The sequence below is a fragment of the Mesorhizobium mediterraneum genome (assembly GCF_002284565.1).
In the GTDB taxonomy this organism is placed as follows: Bacteria; Pseudomonadota; Alphaproteobacteria; order Rhizobiales; family Rhizobiaceae; genus Mesorhizobium; species Mesorhizobium mediterraneum.
In genome coordinates, this window is sequence record NZ_NPKI01000002.1 from 87,650 (window position 1) to 104,554 (window position 16,905).

General features: G+C 64.1%; 17 protein-coding genes. 5 read left to right on the plus strand and 12 right to left on the minus strand.

The annotated features are described in order from the left end of the window. Positions 1 to 152 precede the first annotated feature (152 nt). The 5 genes from CIT25_RS00965 to CIT25_RS00985 form a co-directional block, all read right to left on the minus strand. On the minus strand, positions 153 to 2,249 hold the full coding sequence (locus CIT25_RS00965) for an EAL domain-containing protein (RefSeq protein ID WP_095482707.1): 2,097 nt from the start codon (positions 2,247 to 2,249) through the stop codon (positions 153 to 155). 244 nt (positions 2,250 to 2,493) lie between these two features. Continuing rightward, positions 2,494 to 3,699, minus strand: coding sequence for an NAD-dependent formate dehydrogenase (locus tag CIT25_RS00970; protein WP_167391022.1), 1,206 nt, complete (start codon positions 3,697 to 3,699; stop codon positions 2,494 to 2,496). A gap of 262 nt (positions 3,700 to 3,961) precedes the next feature. Next, positions 3,962 to 4,561: a YdeI/OmpD-associated family protein gene (locus tag CIT25_RS00975; RefSeq protein ID WP_095482709.1), complete on the minus strand. Its 600-nt coding sequence runs from the start codon at positions 4,559 to 4,561 to the stop codon at positions 3,962 to 3,964. 317 nt (positions 4,562 to 4,878) lie between these two features. Next, the gene (locus CIT25_RS00980) at positions 4,879 to 5,076 is read right to left on the minus strand and encodes a tautomerase family protein (protein WP_095482710.1); all 198 of its coding nucleotides are present in this window, start codon (positions 5,074 to 5,076) and stop codon (positions 4,879 to 4,881) included. 32 nt (positions 5,077 to 5,108) lie between these two features. Further along, positions 5,109 to 5,849, minus strand: a complete 741-nt coding sequence (locus CIT25_RS00985) for an SDR family oxidoreductase (RefSeq protein ID WP_095482711.1) — start codon at positions 5,847 to 5,849, stop codon at positions 5,109 to 5,111. A gap of 100 nt (positions 5,850 to 5,949) precedes the next feature. Here CIT25_RS00985 and CIT25_RS00990 point away from each other — a divergent pair, with 100 nt between their 5' ends. The 3 genes from CIT25_RS00990 (at position 5,950) to CIT25_RS01005 (ending at position 8,670) form a co-directional block, all read left to right on the plus strand. Then, the gene (locus CIT25_RS00990) at positions 5,950 to 6,855 is read left to right on the plus strand and encodes a LysR family transcriptional regulator (protein WP_095482712.1); all 906 of its coding nucleotides are present in this window, start codon (positions 5,950 to 5,952) and stop codon (positions 6,853 to 6,855) included. Positions 6,856 to 7,216: 361 nt separating this feature from the next. Further along, the gene (locus CIT25_RS01000) at positions 7,217 to 7,828 is read left to right on the plus strand and encodes a hypothetical protein (protein WP_095482713.1); all 612 of its coding nucleotides are present in this window, start codon (positions 7,217 to 7,219) and stop codon (positions 7,826 to 7,828) included. A gap of 119 nt (positions 7,829 to 7,947) precedes the next feature. Next, positions 7,948 to 8,670, plus strand: coding sequence for an SDR family oxidoreductase (locus CIT25_RS01005; protein WP_425351721.1), 723 nt, complete (start codon positions 7,948 to 7,950; stop codon positions 8,668 to 8,670). Here the strand turns inward: CIT25_RS01005 and CIT25_RS01010 are convergent. Both CIT25_RS01010 and CIT25_RS01015 read right to left on the minus strand, forming a co-directional pair. Further along, the gene (locus CIT25_RS01010) at positions 8,621 to 9,562 is read right to left on the minus strand and encodes a LysR family transcriptional regulator (protein ID WP_095482715.1); all 942 of its coding nucleotides are present in this window, start codon (positions 9,560 to 9,562) and stop codon (positions 8,621 to 8,623) included. The genes CIT25_RS01005 and CIT25_RS01010 overlap by 50 nt on opposite strands. A gap of 21 nt (positions 9,563 to 9,583) precedes the next feature. Beyond that, on the minus strand, positions 9,584 to 10,486 hold the full coding sequence (locus CIT25_RS01015; protein WP_095482854.1) for a S1C family serine protease: 903 nt from the start codon (positions 10,484 to 10,486) through the stop codon (positions 9,584 to 9,586). A 281-nt stretch (positions 10,487 to 10,767) separates the two neighbouring features. Between CIT25_RS01015 and yghU the strand changes: the two genes are divergently transcribed. Both yghU and CIT25_RS01030 read left to right on the plus strand, forming a co-directional pair. Beyond that, the gene (gene yghU / locus CIT25_RS01020) at positions 10,768 to 11,634 is read left to right on the plus strand and encodes a glutathione-dependent disulfide-bond oxidoreductase (RefSeq protein WP_095482716.1); all 867 of its coding nucleotides are present in this window, start codon (positions 10,768 to 10,770) and stop codon (positions 11,632 to 11,634) included. An 846-nt stretch (positions 11,635 to 12,480) separates the two neighbouring features. Beyond that, positions 12,481 to 13,221, plus strand: coding sequence for a sulfotransferase family protein (locus CIT25_RS01030; RefSeq protein ID WP_095482855.1), 741 nt, complete (start codon positions 12,481 to 12,483; stop codon positions 13,219 to 13,221). 31 nt (positions 13,222 to 13,252) lie between these two features. Here the strand turns inward: CIT25_RS01030 and CIT25_RS01035 are convergent, their stop codons facing one another. From CIT25_RS01035 to CIT25_RS01055, 5 genes are all read right to left on the minus strand, one after another. Beyond that, positions 13,253 to 14,125 carry an EamA family transporter gene (locus CIT25_RS01035; protein WP_425351724.1) on the minus strand — a complete coding sequence of 291 codons (873 nt, stop codon included), beginning with the start codon at positions 14,123 to 14,125 and terminating at the stop codon, positions 13,253 to 13,255. A 232-nt stretch (positions 14,126 to 14,357) separates the two neighbouring features. Beyond that, positions 14,358 to 14,630 (minus strand): cell division topological specificity factor MinE, encoded by a 273-nt coding sequence (gene minE / locus CIT25_RS01040; RefSeq protein ID WP_095482719.1) that lies wholly within the window; start codon positions 14,628 to 14,630, stop codon positions 14,358 to 14,360. Beyond that, the gene (minD, locus tag CIT25_RS01045) at positions 14,627 to 15,442 is read right to left on the minus strand and encodes a septum site-determining protein MinD (RefSeq protein WP_095482856.1); all 816 of its coding nucleotides are present in this window, start codon (positions 15,440 to 15,442) and stop codon (positions 14,627 to 14,629) included. Before minD ends, minE begins: the two co-directional genes overlap by 4 nt. A 29-nt stretch (positions 15,443 to 15,471) precedes the next feature. Next, positions 15,472 to 16,236, minus strand: a complete 765-nt coding sequence (gene minC, locus CIT25_RS01050; protein ID WP_095482720.1) for a septum site-determining protein MinC — start codon at positions 16,234 to 16,236, stop codon at positions 15,472 to 15,474. A 171-nt stretch (positions 16,237 to 16,407) separates the two neighbouring features. Further along, positions 16,408 to 16,854 (minus strand): hypothetical protein, encoded by a 447-nt coding sequence (locus CIT25_RS01055; protein ID WP_095482721.1) that lies wholly within the window; start codon positions 16,852 to 16,854, stop codon positions 16,408 to 16,410. Positions 16,855 to 16,905 lie beyond the last annotated feature (51 nt).

Below are 16,905 nucleotides of genomic sequence, written 5' to 3' on the forward strand. Positions count from 1 at the left end.
GCAGTAGGCGGCAAGGCATCGGCCAGGAAGGCAGCCGCTCCTCAAGCGCCACGATGAACACGCCCAGCATTGACGAGAACGAATTGGCTGCGTCCTTGAACGCTGCCGGACAGCTAAACCTGTTCGGCAACCTGAACGGCCTATCAGCCTAGCTAGGCTTGCCGTCCCACCGGCAAAGCCGCTTGCGCGCTCGCCCGTGCCACGATCGCTTGCAGCGGCTCCGGCCGGTGCAGCAGAAATCCCTGGCCGAAGGCAACGCCCATATCCCTGAGGATGTCGAGCGCGTCCTGCTCTTCGATCTTCTCCGCCACCACGGAGCAGCCGAGGCTTTTGGCGATGCCCGATATGGCCGAGACGATTTCGCGGTCGAAGCGGCTCTCCGCAATATGCTCGATGAAGGACCCGTCGATCTTGATCGCATCGACGGGAAAGCGCCGGAGATATTCGAACGAGCTCATGCCCGCCCCGAAATCGTCGAGGCTGACGCGGCAGCGCCGCTCGCGCGCCTTGCGGACGAACTGTTCGGCAGCAGTGAAATTGGTGACCGCGGCGGTCTCCGTGATCTCGAAGCCGATGCCGGAATGCGGCGCCCCGGTCTCATCGATGACGGCGTCGACGAAATCCCAAAGCTGCGGGTCGCTCAGCGTCTGCGCCGACAGGTTGAAGCCGAGCGTCAGCGCCCCTGACTTCAGCGCCGGACCATGAAGCGAGAGCGCCGTCCTGATGATCCAGCGGTCGAGCCGCGAGGCGATGCCGAACCGCTCCGCCGCCGGGATGAACTCGTCCGGTGGAATCAGCCGCCCGTTGCGCCCGACGAGCCGCGCAAGGACCTCGACATGGCGGTTCTCATCCCAGGGTTTTCCGAGCTGATGGATTTCCTGGCCGAACAGTTTCAGCCTTCCGTCCTCCATGGCATCGACGGTGTCGGCCGCCAGCCGTGCCGCATTGAGGCCGCCGGAACCGGATGTTGTCTCAGGGGAGAACACCGCGAAGCGATTGCGCCCGGCAGCTTTGGCCGCATAGCAGGCGTCGTCGGCGCAGGCGAGCGCGTCGGCCACCGCGGTATTCGCATCGGCGATAAAGGCGATGCCGATGCTGGCCGCGAGCTTGCGCGACGTCGCCGTCGAGCCGAGATCGGCGTCGCGAATCGCAGCGAGAACGGCGCCGGCGATACGCTCGGCTTGGGCTGCGTCGCAATCAGGCACCAGCAGCGCGAACTCGTCGCCGCCGAGGCGCGCGGCATGCACCGACGGCGGCAGGCAGCCCAGAATGCCCTCGGCGACGCTCTTCAGCGCGAGGTCGCCGGCGGCGTGGCCGGCGAAGTCGTTCAAGGCCTTGAAGTAGTCGAGATCGACGTAGAAGACCGCGAGCGGGCGCGCCGTTGCGATATGCTGGGCCAGCAGCCGGTCGAATGCGGCGCGGTTCAAAAGGCCGGTCAGCGCGTCGTGATCGGCCGCGTGGGCAAGCTCCTGCTCGCGTTGCTTGGCCTCGGTGATGTCGCGCACCGTGCCCAGGATCTGACCCGACGATTGAGCGTCGGCGATGAACCGTATCAGCGATTCTATATGTCGGACCTCGCCGTCCCGCTTGATGATGCGGTATTGCACGGCAACGACCTTCTGGGTTTGCAGCGGCACCTTATGCGCCCGCTCGGCGTAGTCCCTGTCGTCCGGATGCAGATAGCTGTGCCAGAGGTCGCTCGACACCTCGTCGGTGTCGGCGACAAGCCCGAAGATTTCCCTGGTGCGCTCGTCCCAGTAGCTTTTGCGTGCGGCGAGGTCGTGATGCCAGATGCCGGTGCCGCTGGCGGCCAATGCCAGCCGAAAGCGCACATTCACCTGTTCAAGCTCGTGTTCCGCTTGCTTCTGCTTGGTGATGTCGGTCTGGACGCCCATCAGCCGGACCGGCCGGCCTCCGGCATCGCGCTCGACCACCCCGCCGCGATCGAGTACCCATACCCAGTGGCCGGATTTGTGCTTCAGCCTGAGCTCGGTCTCGATGGAATCGGTCTGGCCGGCAATGTGGCGTTCACCGCTGGCCACCGCCCGCTCGCGATCGTCGGGATGCGTCAGCTGCAACCAGAGATCGCTTGTCTCGACAAGCTCACCCTCGCCATAGCCAAGCATCTGCAACCACATTGCCGAATAGAAACAGTCGCCGCTCGCGAGATCCCAGTCCCAGACGCCAAGATGCGCGCGTTCGAGCGCCAGCTCCCAGAACTCTCCGTTGCGATTCTTCCTGTCGGCCATGCCCTGGACTTCGCCCGCTCCGTCGCGGCCAATGTGCAGCGAAATCAGAGAAGAAACCGTTACTGTGCAAAGAGCGGGCGAAGGGGCCCCTCGGAGACATCACGGCTGGCAGTTTCTTTGGCCCCGCCGGTCGATGCAACGAGGGATGCGGAGGCCATCCGGCCCATCGCCTACACGATACCCGCGAACTGCCGCATTCGACCCCTGCGGAGACCTGATCCCGCCTGGATCAGGCCCTGTTGGCTCACGCCTTGGCCTTGAAGCGCGCCGCCTCTTCCGAACCGCTTGTGGCGTCGCCCGCGCTATAGGAATGCGCGCCGGCACCGGCCAGCTTGCCGCCATCGACGATCAGGTAGTCCTCGCGGATCGGCCGGCTTTCGAACCAGCATTCCAGGATTTCGCGCGTGCCTGCGGCATAGCGCGCCTGCGCCGAGAGCGACGATCCCGAAATATGCGGCGTCATGCCGTGATACGGCATCGATCGCCATGGATGGTCCTTGGGGGCCGGCTGCGGGAACCAGACATCGCCGGCGTAGCCCGCGAGCTGGCCGCTCTCCAGCGCACGGGCGACGGCGTTGCGATTGCAGATCTTGCCGCGTGCGGTGTTCACCAGATAGGCGCCGCGTTTCATCCTGGCGATCATCGCCTCGTCGAACAGGTTCTCCGTCTCCGGATGCAGGGGGGCATTGATCGTCACCACGTCGCAGAGGCCGACCATGGCTGCGGCGTCCGGGTGGAAGGTGACGCCAAGGTCCTTCTCGACCGCCTCGGGCAGGCGGTGGCGGTCGGTGTAGTGCAGCTTGACGTCGAACGGCCGCAGCCGGCGCAGCACCGCGCTGCCGATCCGGCCGGCGCCGACGGTTCCGATCTGCATCCCCTCGACATCGTAGGAGCGCGCCACACAGTCGGCGATATTCCAGCCGCCCTGGATGACCCACTGGTAGGACGGGATATAGTTTCGCACCAGCGCCAGGATCATCATCACCACATGCTCGGACACGCTGATCGAGTTGCAGTAGGTCACCTCGGCGACGGTGATGCCGCGGTCCATCGCGGCCTGCAGATCGACATGGTCGGATCCGATGCCCGCGGTAATCGCAAGCTTCAGTTGATTTGCCTTGGCTATTCGTTCCTTGGTCAGATAGGCCGGCCAGAACGGCTGCGAGATGACGATTTCGGCATCACCGAGCTCGCGTTCGAACACGCTGTCGGAACCGTCCTTGTCCGAGGTCACGACCAGGCTGTGCCCGGCGCTTTCGAGAAATGGCCTCAGGCCGAGCTCGCCCGACACGCTGCCGAGCAGGACGCCCGGTTCGAAGTCGATGGCCTTCGGCGTGGGAAGCGTCTGGCCGCCGGGATAGCGGTCGAGCTTCGGCAGCCCATCCCGCGCATAGTTTGACGGATAACCGTCGACGGGATCGTCATAGAGGACGCAAACGACCTTTGCCATTTTGATCTCCCTTCGTCCGACAACGAGGAAGACGCTCGATTGTTAAGGCTGCCCGCCAAAAACCAACGGGCGGCCACTCTGGTTTGTCGGAGGCCAGCAACTCCTGGCGCTTCCTCGGAAAGTTGCGCGCTATTGCGAACTAGATGGAGGAGCCTGACATGGTTTCAAGGCCAGCCGCAGGCATCAGTGCCGCGTTCATCGGACGTTGAGCGTACGGACGATCCGCCATCGCAGCCAGCCGCGACGGCTCGGCCACCAGGCGTCACTTCTTCCCTTGCGGATAAATCGTTTCGCCGCGCTTCAGCATCTCGACAAACGCCGCGATCTTCTTTTTGCGCCCGGCTTCGGTCTTCATGTTGTGGATGCGGAAGGCGAGCGCGAAACGATTCTGCGCGCTGAGCGTTGCCAGCATCGCCTTGGCTTTGGGCTCGGAGTCTATTGCCGCGTACAAATCGTCGGGGATTTTCATGTCCTTGCCGCTTCCATAGGCGCGCGCCCAGCGCCCGTCGGCCTTCGCCGCCTCGACCTGCCTCAGCCCATGCTCGGTCATCCGCCCCTCCTCAATCAGCCGGGCGATGTTGTCGACGTTGATCTGGCTCCAGGTGCTCTTCCTGCCGCGCGGCGTGTAGCGCTGCAAATAGCTCTTGTCGTCGAGCCCCTTGCGCACGGCGTCGATCCAGCCCCAGCACAGCACGACATCGATGGCCTCCTTGGGCGTGATCGAGGCCAGCCTCGAACCGACCTTGTGGATCTTGATCCAGACTTCTGTCTCGGTCTCGTGGTGTTGGCCGAGCCAGGCATAGAAGCTGGCGGCATCGCTGAATTCGTGCACCTTGGCGGGATCGACCTTGACCGGCGCCATCAGAGGGTCCGCTTTTTAGAGGTCGTCATCAATTCCTCCTTGCTGCCCCGCCTTCATCTGATGAAGCAGCCACCGTTGCAAGGCTGGCGGGACAGCGAAGCTGCCAATCTCCCCCCGTGTGGGGGAGATGTCCGGCAGGACAGAGGGGGGCGCTGTCCTGCCCACCTTCAACTCTTTGCAACTGCCCCATGTTAATTCTCGGGTGGACATGAGGAAACGGGACGCTGGCGATCCGTCGCGCCCCCTCTGCCCTGCCGGGCATCTCCCCCACGAGGGGGGAGATCGGCAGCGTCACCGACAGCTCAAGATACCGCCCGCTAATCCCCAGGAATCGTGAACACCTCGTCGGCGCGGCCGTAGCCGCCATCGGCGACCTCCTCGATCAGCACCATCGTGTAGGGGCGCACGCCTTCGCCGAACAGCTCGACGAACAAAGCGGTGGTCTTGTGAACGAGGTCTTCCTTCTGCCCGGCGGACAGAGCGCGCTCAGGCACCTTGAAATTCGCGAACGGCATGATGTCGGTTCCTTTGTAGTGATTGGAGGGAGTCAAATCGTGCCGCCGTTGGCGCGCAGCACCTGGCCGTTGACCCAGCCGCCGTCCGGACCGGCAAGGAACGACACGACGCCGGCGATGTCGGCGGGCTGGCCGAGCCGACCGAGCGGGATCATCTTGGTGATCGTCTCGACCAGCGCCTCGGACTTGCCGTCGAGGAACAGCTCGGTCGCCACCGGCCCCGGCGCCACGACATTGACGGTGATGCCGCGCGTCCCAAGCTCCCTAGCCAGCACATGCGTCATCGCCTCGACGCCGGCCTTGGTCGCGGCATAGACGCCGTAGCTCGGCTGGTAGAGCCCGACGACGCTGGACGAGAGGCTGATGATGCGGCCGCCGTCGCGAAGCCGCCTGGCGCCTTCGCGCATGCCGCGAAACACGCCGCCGAGGTTCACCGCGATCTGCCGGTCGAAATCCGCGTCGTCCATCCCAGCGAGCGGCGCAAGTTTCATGATCCCGGCATTGTTGACCAGCACGTCGAGCCCGCCGAAGGCCTGCTCGCCAGCGTCGAACAAACGCACCACGCCCTTGGGATCGCCGACATCGGCCTGGACGGCGATTGCCACGCCGCCCGCCGCCTCGATCTCGCGCACCACGCTGTCGGCGGCTTCAGCGCCTCTGGCGTAATTGACGACGACCGAAAAGCCGTCGAGCGCCAGCCGCCTGGCGATTTCGGCACCGATTCCCTTCGAGGCGCCGGTCACCAGCGCCGCTCTTCCATTTTGTGTAGCCATGTCAGATCTCCAATTCTTGTGGACTGAAGGTAGGTGATAAATTTGCCGGGATAATTGCTCGGGTCTTGCCAACACCATTCGGATGTGGCGAACAATAGCGATGGACAGTCTCGACCGGATGCGCCTTCTATCTCGTGTGATCGAGCGCGGCAGCTTCACCGCGGCGGCGGCCGATCTCTCGATGTCGCGATCGACCGCCACCGAGGCGATCAAGGAGCTGGAGGCGCGGCTAGGCGTCAGGCTTCTCGAGCGCACCACACGCCACGTCGCCCCTACCCTCGACGGCCAGGCCTATTACCAGCGCTGCCTCGCCATCCTGGCCGATATTGAGGATGCCGAGGCCGGCTTCCAGGCGGCGCAGCCGCAAGGGTTGCTCAGGATCGACGTGCACGGCTTCATGGCCCGTCATTTCATCCTGCCGCGGCTCGCCGAATTCCTCGATCGTTATCCCCGGATCGACCTGCATATCGGCGACGGCGACCGGCTGGTCGACCTGGTGCGCGAAGGCGTCGATTGCGTGCTGCGCTCCGGCGAACAGGCCGACAGCGGCATGATCGTGCGGAGAGTGGCGACGCTGCGCGAAGTCACCTGCGCCAGTCCGGCCTACCTGGAGAGGCACGGCGTGCCGGCCACACCCGACGATCTCGGAGGCCATGCGATGGTCGGCTTCCGCTCGTCGCGAACCGGCGAGGTGATGCCGCTTGAATTCACGGTTGCGGGCGAGCGGCGCACCATCACGCTGCCGAGCCGGGTGACGGTCAACGGCTCCGACACGATGGCGGAACTCGCCCGCCTCGGCTTCGGCCTTGTGCAGGCGCCGCACTACCGCTTCGCCGGCGATTTCGCGCGCGGCACGCTGGTCGAGGTGCTGCCGGACTATCCGCCGTCGCCGACGCCGCTGTCGGCGCTGTATCCGCAAAACCGCCAGCTTGCGCCGCGCGTGCGGGTGTTTATCGACTGGGTGATCGGGATTTTTGGCGAGGATGGGAAATCGGGCCGGGTGTGACGAGCCGGGGCCGCCGGCTACTTTTGCGCAGGGGCCGCGTTCCTTCGCGCCCCCCTCTGTCCTGCCGGACATCTCCCCCACTTGGGGGGAGATTGGCAGCCTCACCGTCCCGCCCGCCTTCCAGCGCTGGTGATTGGCGAAAGCCGAAGTGACAGCCAATCTCCCTCCTTGTGGGGGAGATGTCCGGCAGGACAGAGGGGGGCGCTGTCCCGCCGACGTCGCTGACGCCCGTCTCCCCACGCATCACGCGTCCATCGGCGCCCATGGCGGTTCTTCCCATCGTGATGTAGTAATCTTGTGTCCAGAACCGGCCATGGCCCGGCTCTGGAAACGGCGGGCTTCAACTGGGGGATATATTGCCATGCGAGCGATGCTGTTCGGCCTGATGCTGCTGGTGCCAACCATGGCCATGGCGGAACCGATCGAAACCCAGAAGATCATCACCGCGCTGACCGGCGACTGGAACGGCGACGGCGCCGTCGATCTGGTGATGATCGTCGAGACCAAGCCCGGCGACCCGATGGACATGTATTTCTTCCTTAGGGACCGCGAGGCCAATTTTCTCAAACCTGCCGGTATCGTGCGTGAGCAGATCTACGGGGAGTGGAACGGTTACGACCGGCCGGGCTACGGGGCTTCCGACACCGAGCCGGAGCTGACCGCACTGCCGAACGGCTCGATCAAACTATACCTGCCGGCAATGCCGGTCGGCAGCAAACGGACCAACACGACGCTGACGCTCGCCTACCGCAATGATGCCTTCATCGTCGCCGGCTTTGCCTATGACTATCACGACTATCTTGAGGACAACGTCGCAAGCGACTGCGTCTACAATGTTTTGACCGGCAACGGCAAAAGCAGCAAGATGCAGCCCGATGGCACCACAATGCAGAAGACCGTGGCGGTGGAAGGCAAGGTCATTGCCTTTTCGGAGTGGAGCCCCGGAATAGGCTTCAGCGCCTGCGGCGAGTGAGGCACGCCGCACCATCGGATTTTCCGATAGCACTATCGTTTTCTTCCGTTTCCGCTTCGAGCCCAGACCTGCGACTTCCCTGACCAAGTGATCGTCTGTGGAAGCAAAGGATGGCGGATATGGCAAACAGGAAAGTTCTGGTCGTCGGCGGCAGTTCGGGGATGGGTCTGGCGCTGGCAAGGCAGTGTCTCGAGGCTGGCGCCGAGGTCATAATTGCCGGGCGCAACGAGGACAGGCTGAAGCGCGGCCGCGAGCAACTGGGCAACCCCGCCGCGCTGGACACGGTCGCGGTCGACATCACCCGGGAGGATCAGGTCGCCGTTTTGTTCAGGCGGATCGGCCGGCTCGACCATATCGTCAGCACAGCAGCCGATATCGAAGGCGCCTATGAGCTGTTGCCTGCGCTCGAGCTGAAGGCGGCGCAAAGGGTGGTGGAAAGCAAATTCTATGGGCCGCTACTGCTGGCCAAACATGGCGCGCCGATGCTTTCGGCCACGGGCTCCATCACCTTCACATCAGGCATCGCGGCCTATCGGCCGGCGGCGCGGGGCTCGGTCGTCGCCGCGGTCAATGCGGCGCTGGAGGGGCTCGTGCGGGCGCTCGCCATCGAGCTGGCGCCCATCCGCGTCAACGCGGTCTCGCCGGGCTGGGTCGACACGCCGATCTGGACCTTCGTTGCCGGCGCCAAGAAGGACGACACGCTGAACGCGATGGCAGAGCGGCTGCCGGTCGGGCGGGTCGGACAACCCGACGACATCGCCGACGCTATTTGCTTCTTGATGGGCAACGCTTTCACGACAGGGACGACACTGCATGTCGAGGGCGGGCATCGGCTGGTCTGACCGGCGCGAAATTGTCGCCAGCGGCCGCCAGCAGCAGTTTCAAGGCTGGCGGCTGCACCCGCCTGCGGCGCCAGATCATGGCAATCGACGCCGTGCGGACCGGGCCCGGCCAAGGCATTTCGATGACCTCGCCACGATCGAGCGCCTCGACCACGGCCAGGCGCGGCACAAGACCAAGGCCGGCCCCAGCCGCCACCAGGCGCGCGATCGTGCCGATGCTACCGACTTCGGCGGCAAGCCTCGGCGATGCAATGCCTGCCTCGGCAAATGCCTTGTCGAACAGGTGGCGATAGATGCATCCGGCTTCGGTGACGACGAAGCGCATGCTGGCAAGCGCCGTGAGATCGCCTCTCATCGCTGCCTCCTCAGGAGGAACGATAAGGATCAGCGGTTCCGCCGAAATAGTCCGCCTGGCGAGGCGTTCGTCGACCTTCTCGAAACCGTCCCTGTCGAAGCAGAAGGCGACGTCGATCTCGCCATCTTCCAGCTTGCGCACGAGATCACCGCTGCCCGCGACCTTCAGCCGAAGATCGACGTCGGGATGGGCGGCCTGGAAATCCGGGAGCCATTGCGCCAGCTTCGCCGACGCGATCGTCTCCAGTGCGCCGATCGTCACCGATCCGGCGGCGTGTCCGGCAGTCGCCTCCACGGCCACCCGTGCCTGTTCGACGAGCATCAGAATGTCCTCGGCATAGGGCTTCAGCGTGTCGCCCGCAGGTGTCAGCTGCAGGCCCTGCTTCGACCGCGTGAACAGCACCGTGCCGAGCTCGGTCTCAAGCGTCTGGATCTGATCGCTCACGCTCGATTGCGCGAGGTGGATCTCCTCTGCGGCGCGGGTGATGTTTCGACACCGCGCAACCGCGAGGAACGTCTTGAGCAGTCTTGGATGCATCAGTGACCCGTATTGACTGCTTCACTGCAGCTGCGGTTTTTTGAGAAAGCTGTTGCGGTCGGCCGACTTGACGCGCAGCCAGGTTTCGCGGCCGTCGCGCACCACCCGCAGCGGGATCTCCGCGCCTGCCGGATTCTGCCACAGCTTGCGATAGAAATCGGCGAGCCCGTCGACTTCGCCGTCGCGCACATCTGAGATGATGTCGCCCTGGCGCAGGCCGGCTTCGGCGGCCGGGCTGCCTTCGGCGACGCTCATCACCACCACCTCGCCATTGCTTTCGGCGGAGAAGGCGCCGAGCCAGGGACGCGGTGGCTTGGAAACCTGGCCGCGTGTCAGGAGATCGTCGAGGATGGGCGGCAGAAGGTCGATCGGCACCACCATGTTGATATCGGCGATCTCGCCGGCGCGGCTCATCTGCAGGCGCAGCGAACCGATGCCGAGCAGTCTGCCGTCCTGCCCGATGAGTGCCGCACCTCCCCATGACGGATGGGCGGGCGCGGTGAAGATCGCCTCGTCCAGAAGATATTCCCAATAGCCGGCGAATTCCTGCTTGGTGATGATGTGCGCGCTGACCGACTGGCCGATGCCGTCGGCGAGCACCACGGGATCGCCGGCCATCGCCTTGGCCGCGTCGCCGAATGCCACCGCGGGCAGGCCGAGCGGGGCCAGCGCCTGCACCAGGCCGAAGCCCGATTCCTGGTCGTAGGCGAGCGCGTCCGCGGGAACCACGCGCCCGTTATGATCGGTCAGCCAGACTTCTTCCGCCTCGGTGATGAGATAGCCGATGGTGAGCACCAGACCGTCCTCGCGTATCACCACGCCGCTGCCCTCCCGGCTCGTGCCCAGCGCATTCGCGGTGAAGGCGTCGTCGGGGATCGAGGCGCGCACCGCCACGATGGACCGCAAAATCGTATCGATGGTCATGCTCTCAATCCCGGCAATATTCATGGCGGCCGCCAAAGGCCCGATATCCTCTATAGGTATGGCGCACGTGACGAGGCGCAAGGGCATCCGTGATCCCTTCCCAAGGGGGAGAACGTGGGCCGGCACCCGGAACCGACAATAGTTCAACACAAGTTGAACTTCCTGCTGCCAGCACTACCTTTATCTATGTGCGGATGAATCTGCCCATCCTCGCTCCCTTTCTCATTGCGCAAGCTGATCCTCCCCAAGACCCTCCCCGCTCCCAACAAAGGCCTCCCGAGATGAACGACTACACACCGCCGAAAGTATGGACCTGGAACAAGGAAAATGGCGGCGCCTTCGCCAGCATCAACCGGCCGATCGCGGGCCCGACGCATGACAAGGAGCTGCCGGTCGGCAAGCATCCGCTGCAGCTCTATTCGCTGGCGACGCCGAACGGCGTCAAGGTGACGATCATGCTGGAGGAACTCTTGGCGCTCGGCCACAAAGGCGCCGAATATGATGCCTGGCTGATCAGGATCAATGACGGTGATCAGTTCGGCAGCGGCTTCGTCGAGGTCAACCCTAACTCCAAGATCCCGGCGCTGATGGATCGCAGCGGGCCAAAGCCGATCCGCGTCTTCGAATCCGGCTCGATCCTGGTGCATCTGGCCGAAAAATTCGGCGAATTCCTGCCGACCGAGCAGCCGGCGCGCGCCGAAACCCTGTCATGGTTGTTCTGGCAGATGGGCTCGGCGCCCTATCTCGGCGGCGGCTTCGGCCATTTCTACGCCTATGCGCCGGAAAAGATCGAATATGCCATCGACCGCTTCGCCATGGAGACCAAGCGCCAGATGGACGTGCTCGACCGGCGCCTCGCTGAAAGCGAATATCTCGGCGGCGATGACTACACGATTGCCGATATAGCCGTGTGGCCCTGGTATGGCGGGCTGGCCAAGGGCCGCATGTACAATGACGCCGGCGAGTTCCTGTCGGTCGCGGACTACAGACACGTGCAGCGCTGGGCCGACGCGATCGACGCGCGCCCCGCGGTGCAGCGCGGGCGCATGGTCAATCGCGCCTTCGGCGAGCCGGCGATGCAGTTGCACGAGCGTCACGACGCCAGCGATTTCGACACCAAGACGCAGGACAAGCTGGCGGCGGAGTGAGCGGCGACGGAGCTGAGCGGATGACGCGGCTGATCTCTCCCGGGGAGATCAGCTTCAACCTGCCACGTCTCGACGGCGGATCAGGCTTGCACAAGCCGCACGCAGGCTCCCGCGCCGCCCAAACCCAGGCATATGTATTCGGAAATATATACTGGTTGACTAAAGTAACGGAACGTCCAATGCACATTCCCAGAACCGAACAAGTCCGCTTTCAAAAGGCTTAGACCATAATGTCTATTTCGGGAACATCATGATCTAAGCATATAGATATTCAGCCGGATTGGCGTCGAATCTCGACACGTCGTAAAACCGGATACCGTCTCGATGGTCCAGCACTCACGGGTCGCGGATCACCTGTGTGTCTTTCGCCCGGTTCTATAGATCAGCCGGACGACGAACACAAAATATCCAACCTGCAAAACGATCAGGGTCAGGACTGTCCAGCCTAGCGCCTTCCAGATTGAACCGGTTGCCAAAAAAGTCGAGAGCGCCACGACGAGTGACGCGGTGGTCATCCCCACCAGGAACTGTGGAAAATTCATTGCTTTTCAAGGCCGTCCCGGGCTTGCAACAGCCGCGACGACCCCCCTTCCCCATTTACCCCAGACCAACGTTTTCACCCTTTCAATGGTTGCGCAAGTGGCAAATGGAACAGAAGTGTGCACATATTTAACGCAATCTTTGGTTGAGGCTCTACCTTGGCTATCGCTGGTCCATTCAAAAAGAGACGACCTGTAACGGGAGGACATGATGGAAATTTGTTGCGCGCCGGACACTCCGGGCGCAACGTAGGCCCTACGGACTGACATAAAATAAGAATATCAGTCCATGGGAGGGATGGGGAACATGGCGCTCAAGGTAATCGGCGCGGGATTCGGACGCACGGGCACATGGTCGACCTTTGCCGCGCTGAACAGGCTCGGCTTTCCCTGCTATCACATGCAGGAAGTGATCCTCAACAAGGCCAACAAGGGCCACCTCAACTTCTGGCGCAAGGTGGCGAACAGCAAGCCCGGCACGCCGCACGACTGGGACCGAGCGTTTGCCAACTACACGGCGACGGTCGACAATCCCGGCTGCTGCGTGTGGCGGGAATTGTTGGCCGCCTATCCCGATGCCAAGGTGCTGCTGACGCTTCACCCGCGCGGCGCCGAAGGCTGGTACGACAGCACGATCGATACGATCTACTTCACCGAAAATCTCTGGCAGTTCAAGATTTTGGAGTGGCTGACGCCGTTCGGCCGGAAATTCGGCGACATGTCGCGCAAGCTGATCTGGGGTCGTGTGCTGGCCGGCGTGATGGACGACCGCGAGCGGGCAATCGCGCGCTACAACGCTTACACCGAGGAGGTGAAGGCCGCAGTGTCGCCGGAAAAACTTCTGGTGTTCACGGTGACCGAAGGCTGGGGGCCGCTGTGCCGCTTTCTCGGCGTGGCGGAACCGCGGGAGCCGTTCCCGAACCTCAATGACCGCGAAAGCGTCAAGAAGGTGATCCGCGACGTCATCAAGGGATCGTACATGATGCTCGGTCTGTCGATCGCGGGCGGCGTGGCGGTGCTGGCTGCGCTTTGGTGGTGGCTGGGGTAGCCGGCCTCAGCCAAGGTGCCGCCAGCGAACCCTATCCGGGCGAAGGCACAGGCGGCTTGTTCGTCATGGTGGCGCCGAAGGCAGCGGCTATGACGGCGGCTACCCCCAGGCATTGCAGTCCGGTCAGGATCTCGTGCAGGAACAGGAACCCCGCCAGCGCGCCCAGCGCCGGCTCCAGGCAGGTCAGCGTGCCGTAGAGCCTGGCGGGCATCCTGGTCAGCGCCACCATCTCCAGCCAGAACGGCAGGGCGCTGGAAAACAGCCCGACCAGCAGGGCGCCGGCCAGGATCGACGGCGCGACCAGCGCCGGCCCCGCCTCGGCCACGCCGAACGGCAGCGCAAGCACTGCGGCGATTGCCAGGCCGTAAGCCGTGGTCTGGCCGCCGAGTTCGGCGCCCGCCTTCTGCGCGAACACGATGTAGAGCGCCCAGAAGCCGCCGGCCGCCAGCGCCAGCATCACGCCGGTCGGATCGAGCGCCTGGCGCGAATGCACGAGGGGCGACAACAGCACGATGCCGGCGACGGCAAGCGCCACCCAGGCGAAGTCGCTGCCGCGCCGCGACGACAGCGTCGCGACCAGAAGCGGACCGGTAAATTCGAGCGCCACCGCGATGCCGAGCGGGATCGTCTCGAGCGCCGCATAGAACAAAAGATTGAGCGCGGCGAGCGTCACCCCATAGGCGATCAGCCACGGCCAGACGGCTTTGGACGGCCGCACCCGCCAGGGCCGCAGCACCGCCGCCAGCATCAGCGCGCCGACGACCAGCCGCAGCGCCGTCGTGCCCTGCGCGCCGACCAGCGGAAACAGGCCCTTGGCGAAGGCCGCGCCGATCTGGATCGACACCATGGCGCCGAGCAGCGCGGCGATGGGCAGGGGTGCAGAAACAGGTTTGATAACCGGCATCGACGTCACGGTGGTTGGTCCTCCCCTGCCGCCGGGCTATGCGCGACGGCATGCGGCGGAGATAGGACCAATGGGCTTGCCTGTCGTGAGGCAGCGAGGGGTGGTTGGGTGGGGCAAGCGCGCTGACGGCGGCTGCAGCTCAGTCGACAGATGCAGGCGGGACAGCGCCCCCCGATGGCCGGCAGGCCAGAGGGGGGCGCGAAGGATCGCGGCGGGGCCGAACTTTGCGAGTTCAGGCCGACATCGCCAATGGCCTTGCGCTCTTGTTGGGGATCTGGATGTCGATATCCAGCGTCGACATCGTCTCGCCGCGCTCCATCGAGACCTGCAGATAATCCTGGTCGATCTGCACATGCCTGGCGATGACGGCCATGATCTCCTCGCGCAAGATGGAGACGAGATCGGGCTGGCTGCGGCTGCGGCGCTCATAGGCGAGCAGCACCTGCAGCCGCTCGCGCGCCACCGGCGCGCTGCCGCGCCGCTTGAAAAGGTCCAACAGGTTCATGCTGCCCTCCTTCCAAAAAGCCGGTCGAGAAAGCCCTTGCGCTCGAACGGCACGACGACCGGCAGCTCCTCGCCTTCGAGCCGTTTGGCCGCCTCGATATAGGCGCGGGCGGCAGAATTGGTGGGATCGCTGAGCGTCACCGGCGAACCAAGGTTGGAGGCCCTGAGCACGTCCTGGCTCTCGGGAATGATGCCCAGGAGCGGCGTCGACAGGATCTCCAGAACGTCGTCGATCGAGAGCATTTCGCCGCGCGCCGCGCGGGCGGCATCATACCGCGTCACCAGCACATGCTTGGCGATCTGCTCGCCCCGCTCGGCCTTGACGGTTCTGGCATCGAGCAGGCCGATGATGCGATCGGAATCGCGCACCGAGCTGACTTCCGGGTTGGTGACGATGACCGCCTCGTCGGCAAAGCGCATGGCAAGCTGCGCGCCGCGCTCGATGCCGGCCGGGCTGTCGCAGAAGACGTAATCGAACACCGAGCGCAGCTTGTCGATCACCTCGCCGACGCCCTCCTCGGTCAGCGCATCCTTGTCGCGCGTCTGCGAGGCCGGCAGCAGGAACAGCGTCTCGACCCGCTTGTCGCGGATCAGCGCCTGCGAGAGCTTGGCCGTTCCCTGGATGACGTTGACCAAGTCGAACACGACCCGCCGCTCGGCACCCATGATCAGGTCGAGATTCCTTAGGCCGACATCGAAGTCGACCAGGGCGACCTTCTTGCCGGTTCTCGCGACCGCGGCACCAAGGGCGGCCGTCGAGGTCGTCTTGCCGACGCCCCCCTTGCCTGAGGTGACCACCACTACCTTGCCCATATATGCCTCCATTATTGTTGTTGGGATCGTCAGTTGAACGGCGCGATGCGCAGCGTGTCTTTTTCGAGAAATGCCTGGACCGCTTTTCCGCGCAAGGACGGCTCCATCTCCTCGGCGGTGCAATACCAGCCGTCGACCGACAGCAGCTCGGCCTCGTTTTTACGGCAGAAGATGCGCGCCGCCGAATGGCCGAGCACACCGGCCGACGCGCGCCCGCGCAGCGTGCCGTAGACATGGATGGAGCCGGCGGCGACGATCTCGGACCCGGAGGCGACGGAGCCCAGCACGATGACATCGCCATGCGCATGGAAGACCGACTGGCCCGAGCGGATCGGCGTCTTCACCATAAGCGTGGCCGGCGCTTCCGGCTGCCTGTCTTGTGGCTGCTTGCCCTGTTCCGCCCTGCCCGCTTCTTCCGGCCTGTCCGTCTCTTCCGGCCTGCCCTTGCTGTCGGCCTGCATGAGCAGCCCGGCGGTGGCCTCCTTGGCGCCGATCAGCACAGGCGGCAGATTGGACTCAAGTGCGGTGTTGCCGTCGAGCTCGATGGCGTAGATGCGGATGCCGCGCAGGCCAAGCTCGGCGACCAGCGCTTCGATCTGACCGACCTCCGGCTTCAATGTGTTGAGATTGAGCACCACCGGGCGGCCGGCAAAGTAGCCGGGAGAATTGCCGATCCAGCGATCGAGGCTTTCCAGCCACTCCGAAAGCGGCGCCTCCGGCGTCAGCGTGAAGGCGACGAACGAGCGGGCGCGAAAGCGAATGGATTTGGTCTCGACGGGGGCGGCGAAGGTCACGGACAGCGATTCCTTACTGATAGGTAAACGCTAGCCAGCCATGGTTAACGAAAGGTTAACGGAGGGGGTGTTTTGCGGCATCTGGAAAGCTGTTACTGACAGACTTGGCGGTGTCAGCAGCCTTGCGGACAGCGCTGGAAATTGCCTGCCCTTTCCTCGGCACCTTGCTGGCTAAGTGCCCTTCGCTGCCTCCTCGATCAGTTCCGCTAGCAAGCTGGAGAACCGCTCGTCAGACCTATCCCCTATGTTTCCCACTTCTCTCGCCACGATCCCGGGCGAAGAGACTGACACTTCCCCACTCAGATGAACGTCGACCGTGAACGTCCTTCTGACCACCTCCTTCTCCATGCCCCGCTTTCTGTAGACTTGAAACCGAATAGACGGTGTTGACGCTTTGGCTTGGCGGCCTGGCGCGGTGTCTATGTCGACAGTCACCTCGCCCGTCACGTCGGCTTGGGCCGCTTGCAACGAGGCAACCACGACGTCGTTTAGCCAGGCCCTGGCTTGCGCGCCGAAGTCCACCACACCTTCCTCGGCCTTCTCATTGCCGACCTTCCCCTCTTGCTCACGGCGAGCTTCCTTCCCGCGATCAAGGGCTTCTTTGAATTTTGACATCATGGTTTGCCTCCGATTGTGAGCGCATGAGACCGGCCGTCACATCCGCCATGC

Coding starts and splice junctions, on each gene's coding strand:
- CIT25_RS01030 (WP_095482855.1), top strand. CDS start 12,481: ATGGCGCTCAAGGTAATCGGCGCGGGATTCGGACGCACGGGCACATGG.
- yghU (WP_095482716.1), top strand. CDS start 10,768: ATGAACGACTACACACCGCCGAAAGTATGGACCTGGAACAAGGAAAAT.
- minD (WP_095482856.1), bottom strand. CDS start 15,442: ATGGGCAAGGTAGTGGTGGTCACCTCAGGCAAGGGGGGCGTCGGCAAG.
- CIT25_RS00985 (WP_095482711.1), bottom strand. CDS start 5,849: ATGGCTACACAAAATGGAAGAGCGGCGCTGGTGACCGGCGCCTCGAAG.
- minE (WP_095482719.1), bottom strand. CDS start 14,630: ATGAACCTGTTGGACCTTTTCAAGCGGCGCGGCAGCGCGCCGGTGGCG.
- CIT25_RS01005 (WP_425351721.1), top strand. CDS start 7,948: ATGGCAAACAGGAAAGTTCTGGTCGTCGGCGGCAGTTCGGGGATGGGT.
- CIT25_RS01035 (WP_425351724.1), bottom strand. CDS start 14,125: ATGCCGGTTATCAAACCTGTTTCTGCACCCCTGCCCATCGCCGCGCTG.
- CIT25_RS01015 (WP_095482854.1), bottom strand. CDS start 10,486: ATGACCATCGATACGATTTTGCGGTCCATCGTGGCGGTGCGCGCCTCG.
- CIT25_RS01055 (WP_095482721.1), bottom strand. CDS start 16,854: ATGATGTCAAAATTCAAAGAAGCCCTTGATCGCGGGAAGGAAGCTCGC.
- CIT25_RS00990 (WP_095482712.1), top strand. CDS start 5,950: ATGGACAGTCTCGACCGGATGCGCCTTCTATCTCGTGTGATCGAGCGC.
- CIT25_RS00970 (WP_167391022.1), bottom strand. CDS start 3,699: ATGGCAAAGGTCGTTTGCGTCCTCTATGACGATCCCGTCGACGGTTAT.
- CIT25_RS01000 (WP_095482713.1), top strand. CDS start 7,217: ATGCGAGCGATGCTGTTCGGCCTGATGCTGCTGGTGCCAACCATGGCC.
- CIT25_RS00975 (WP_095482709.1), bottom strand. CDS start 4,561: ATGGCGCCGGTCAAGGTCGATCCCGCCAAGGTGCACGAATTCAGCGAT.
- CIT25_RS01010 (WP_095482715.1), bottom strand. CDS start 9,562: ATGCATCCAAGACTGCTCAAGACGTTCCTCGCGGTTGCGCGGTGTCGA.
- CIT25_RS00965 (WP_095482707.1), bottom strand. CDS start 2,249: ATGGCCGACAGGAAGAATCGCAACGGAGAGTTCTGGGAGCTGGCGCTC.
- CIT25_RS00980 (WP_095482710.1), bottom strand. CDS start 5,076: ATGCCGTTCGCGAATTTCAAGGTGCCTGAGCGCGCTCTGTCCGCCGGG.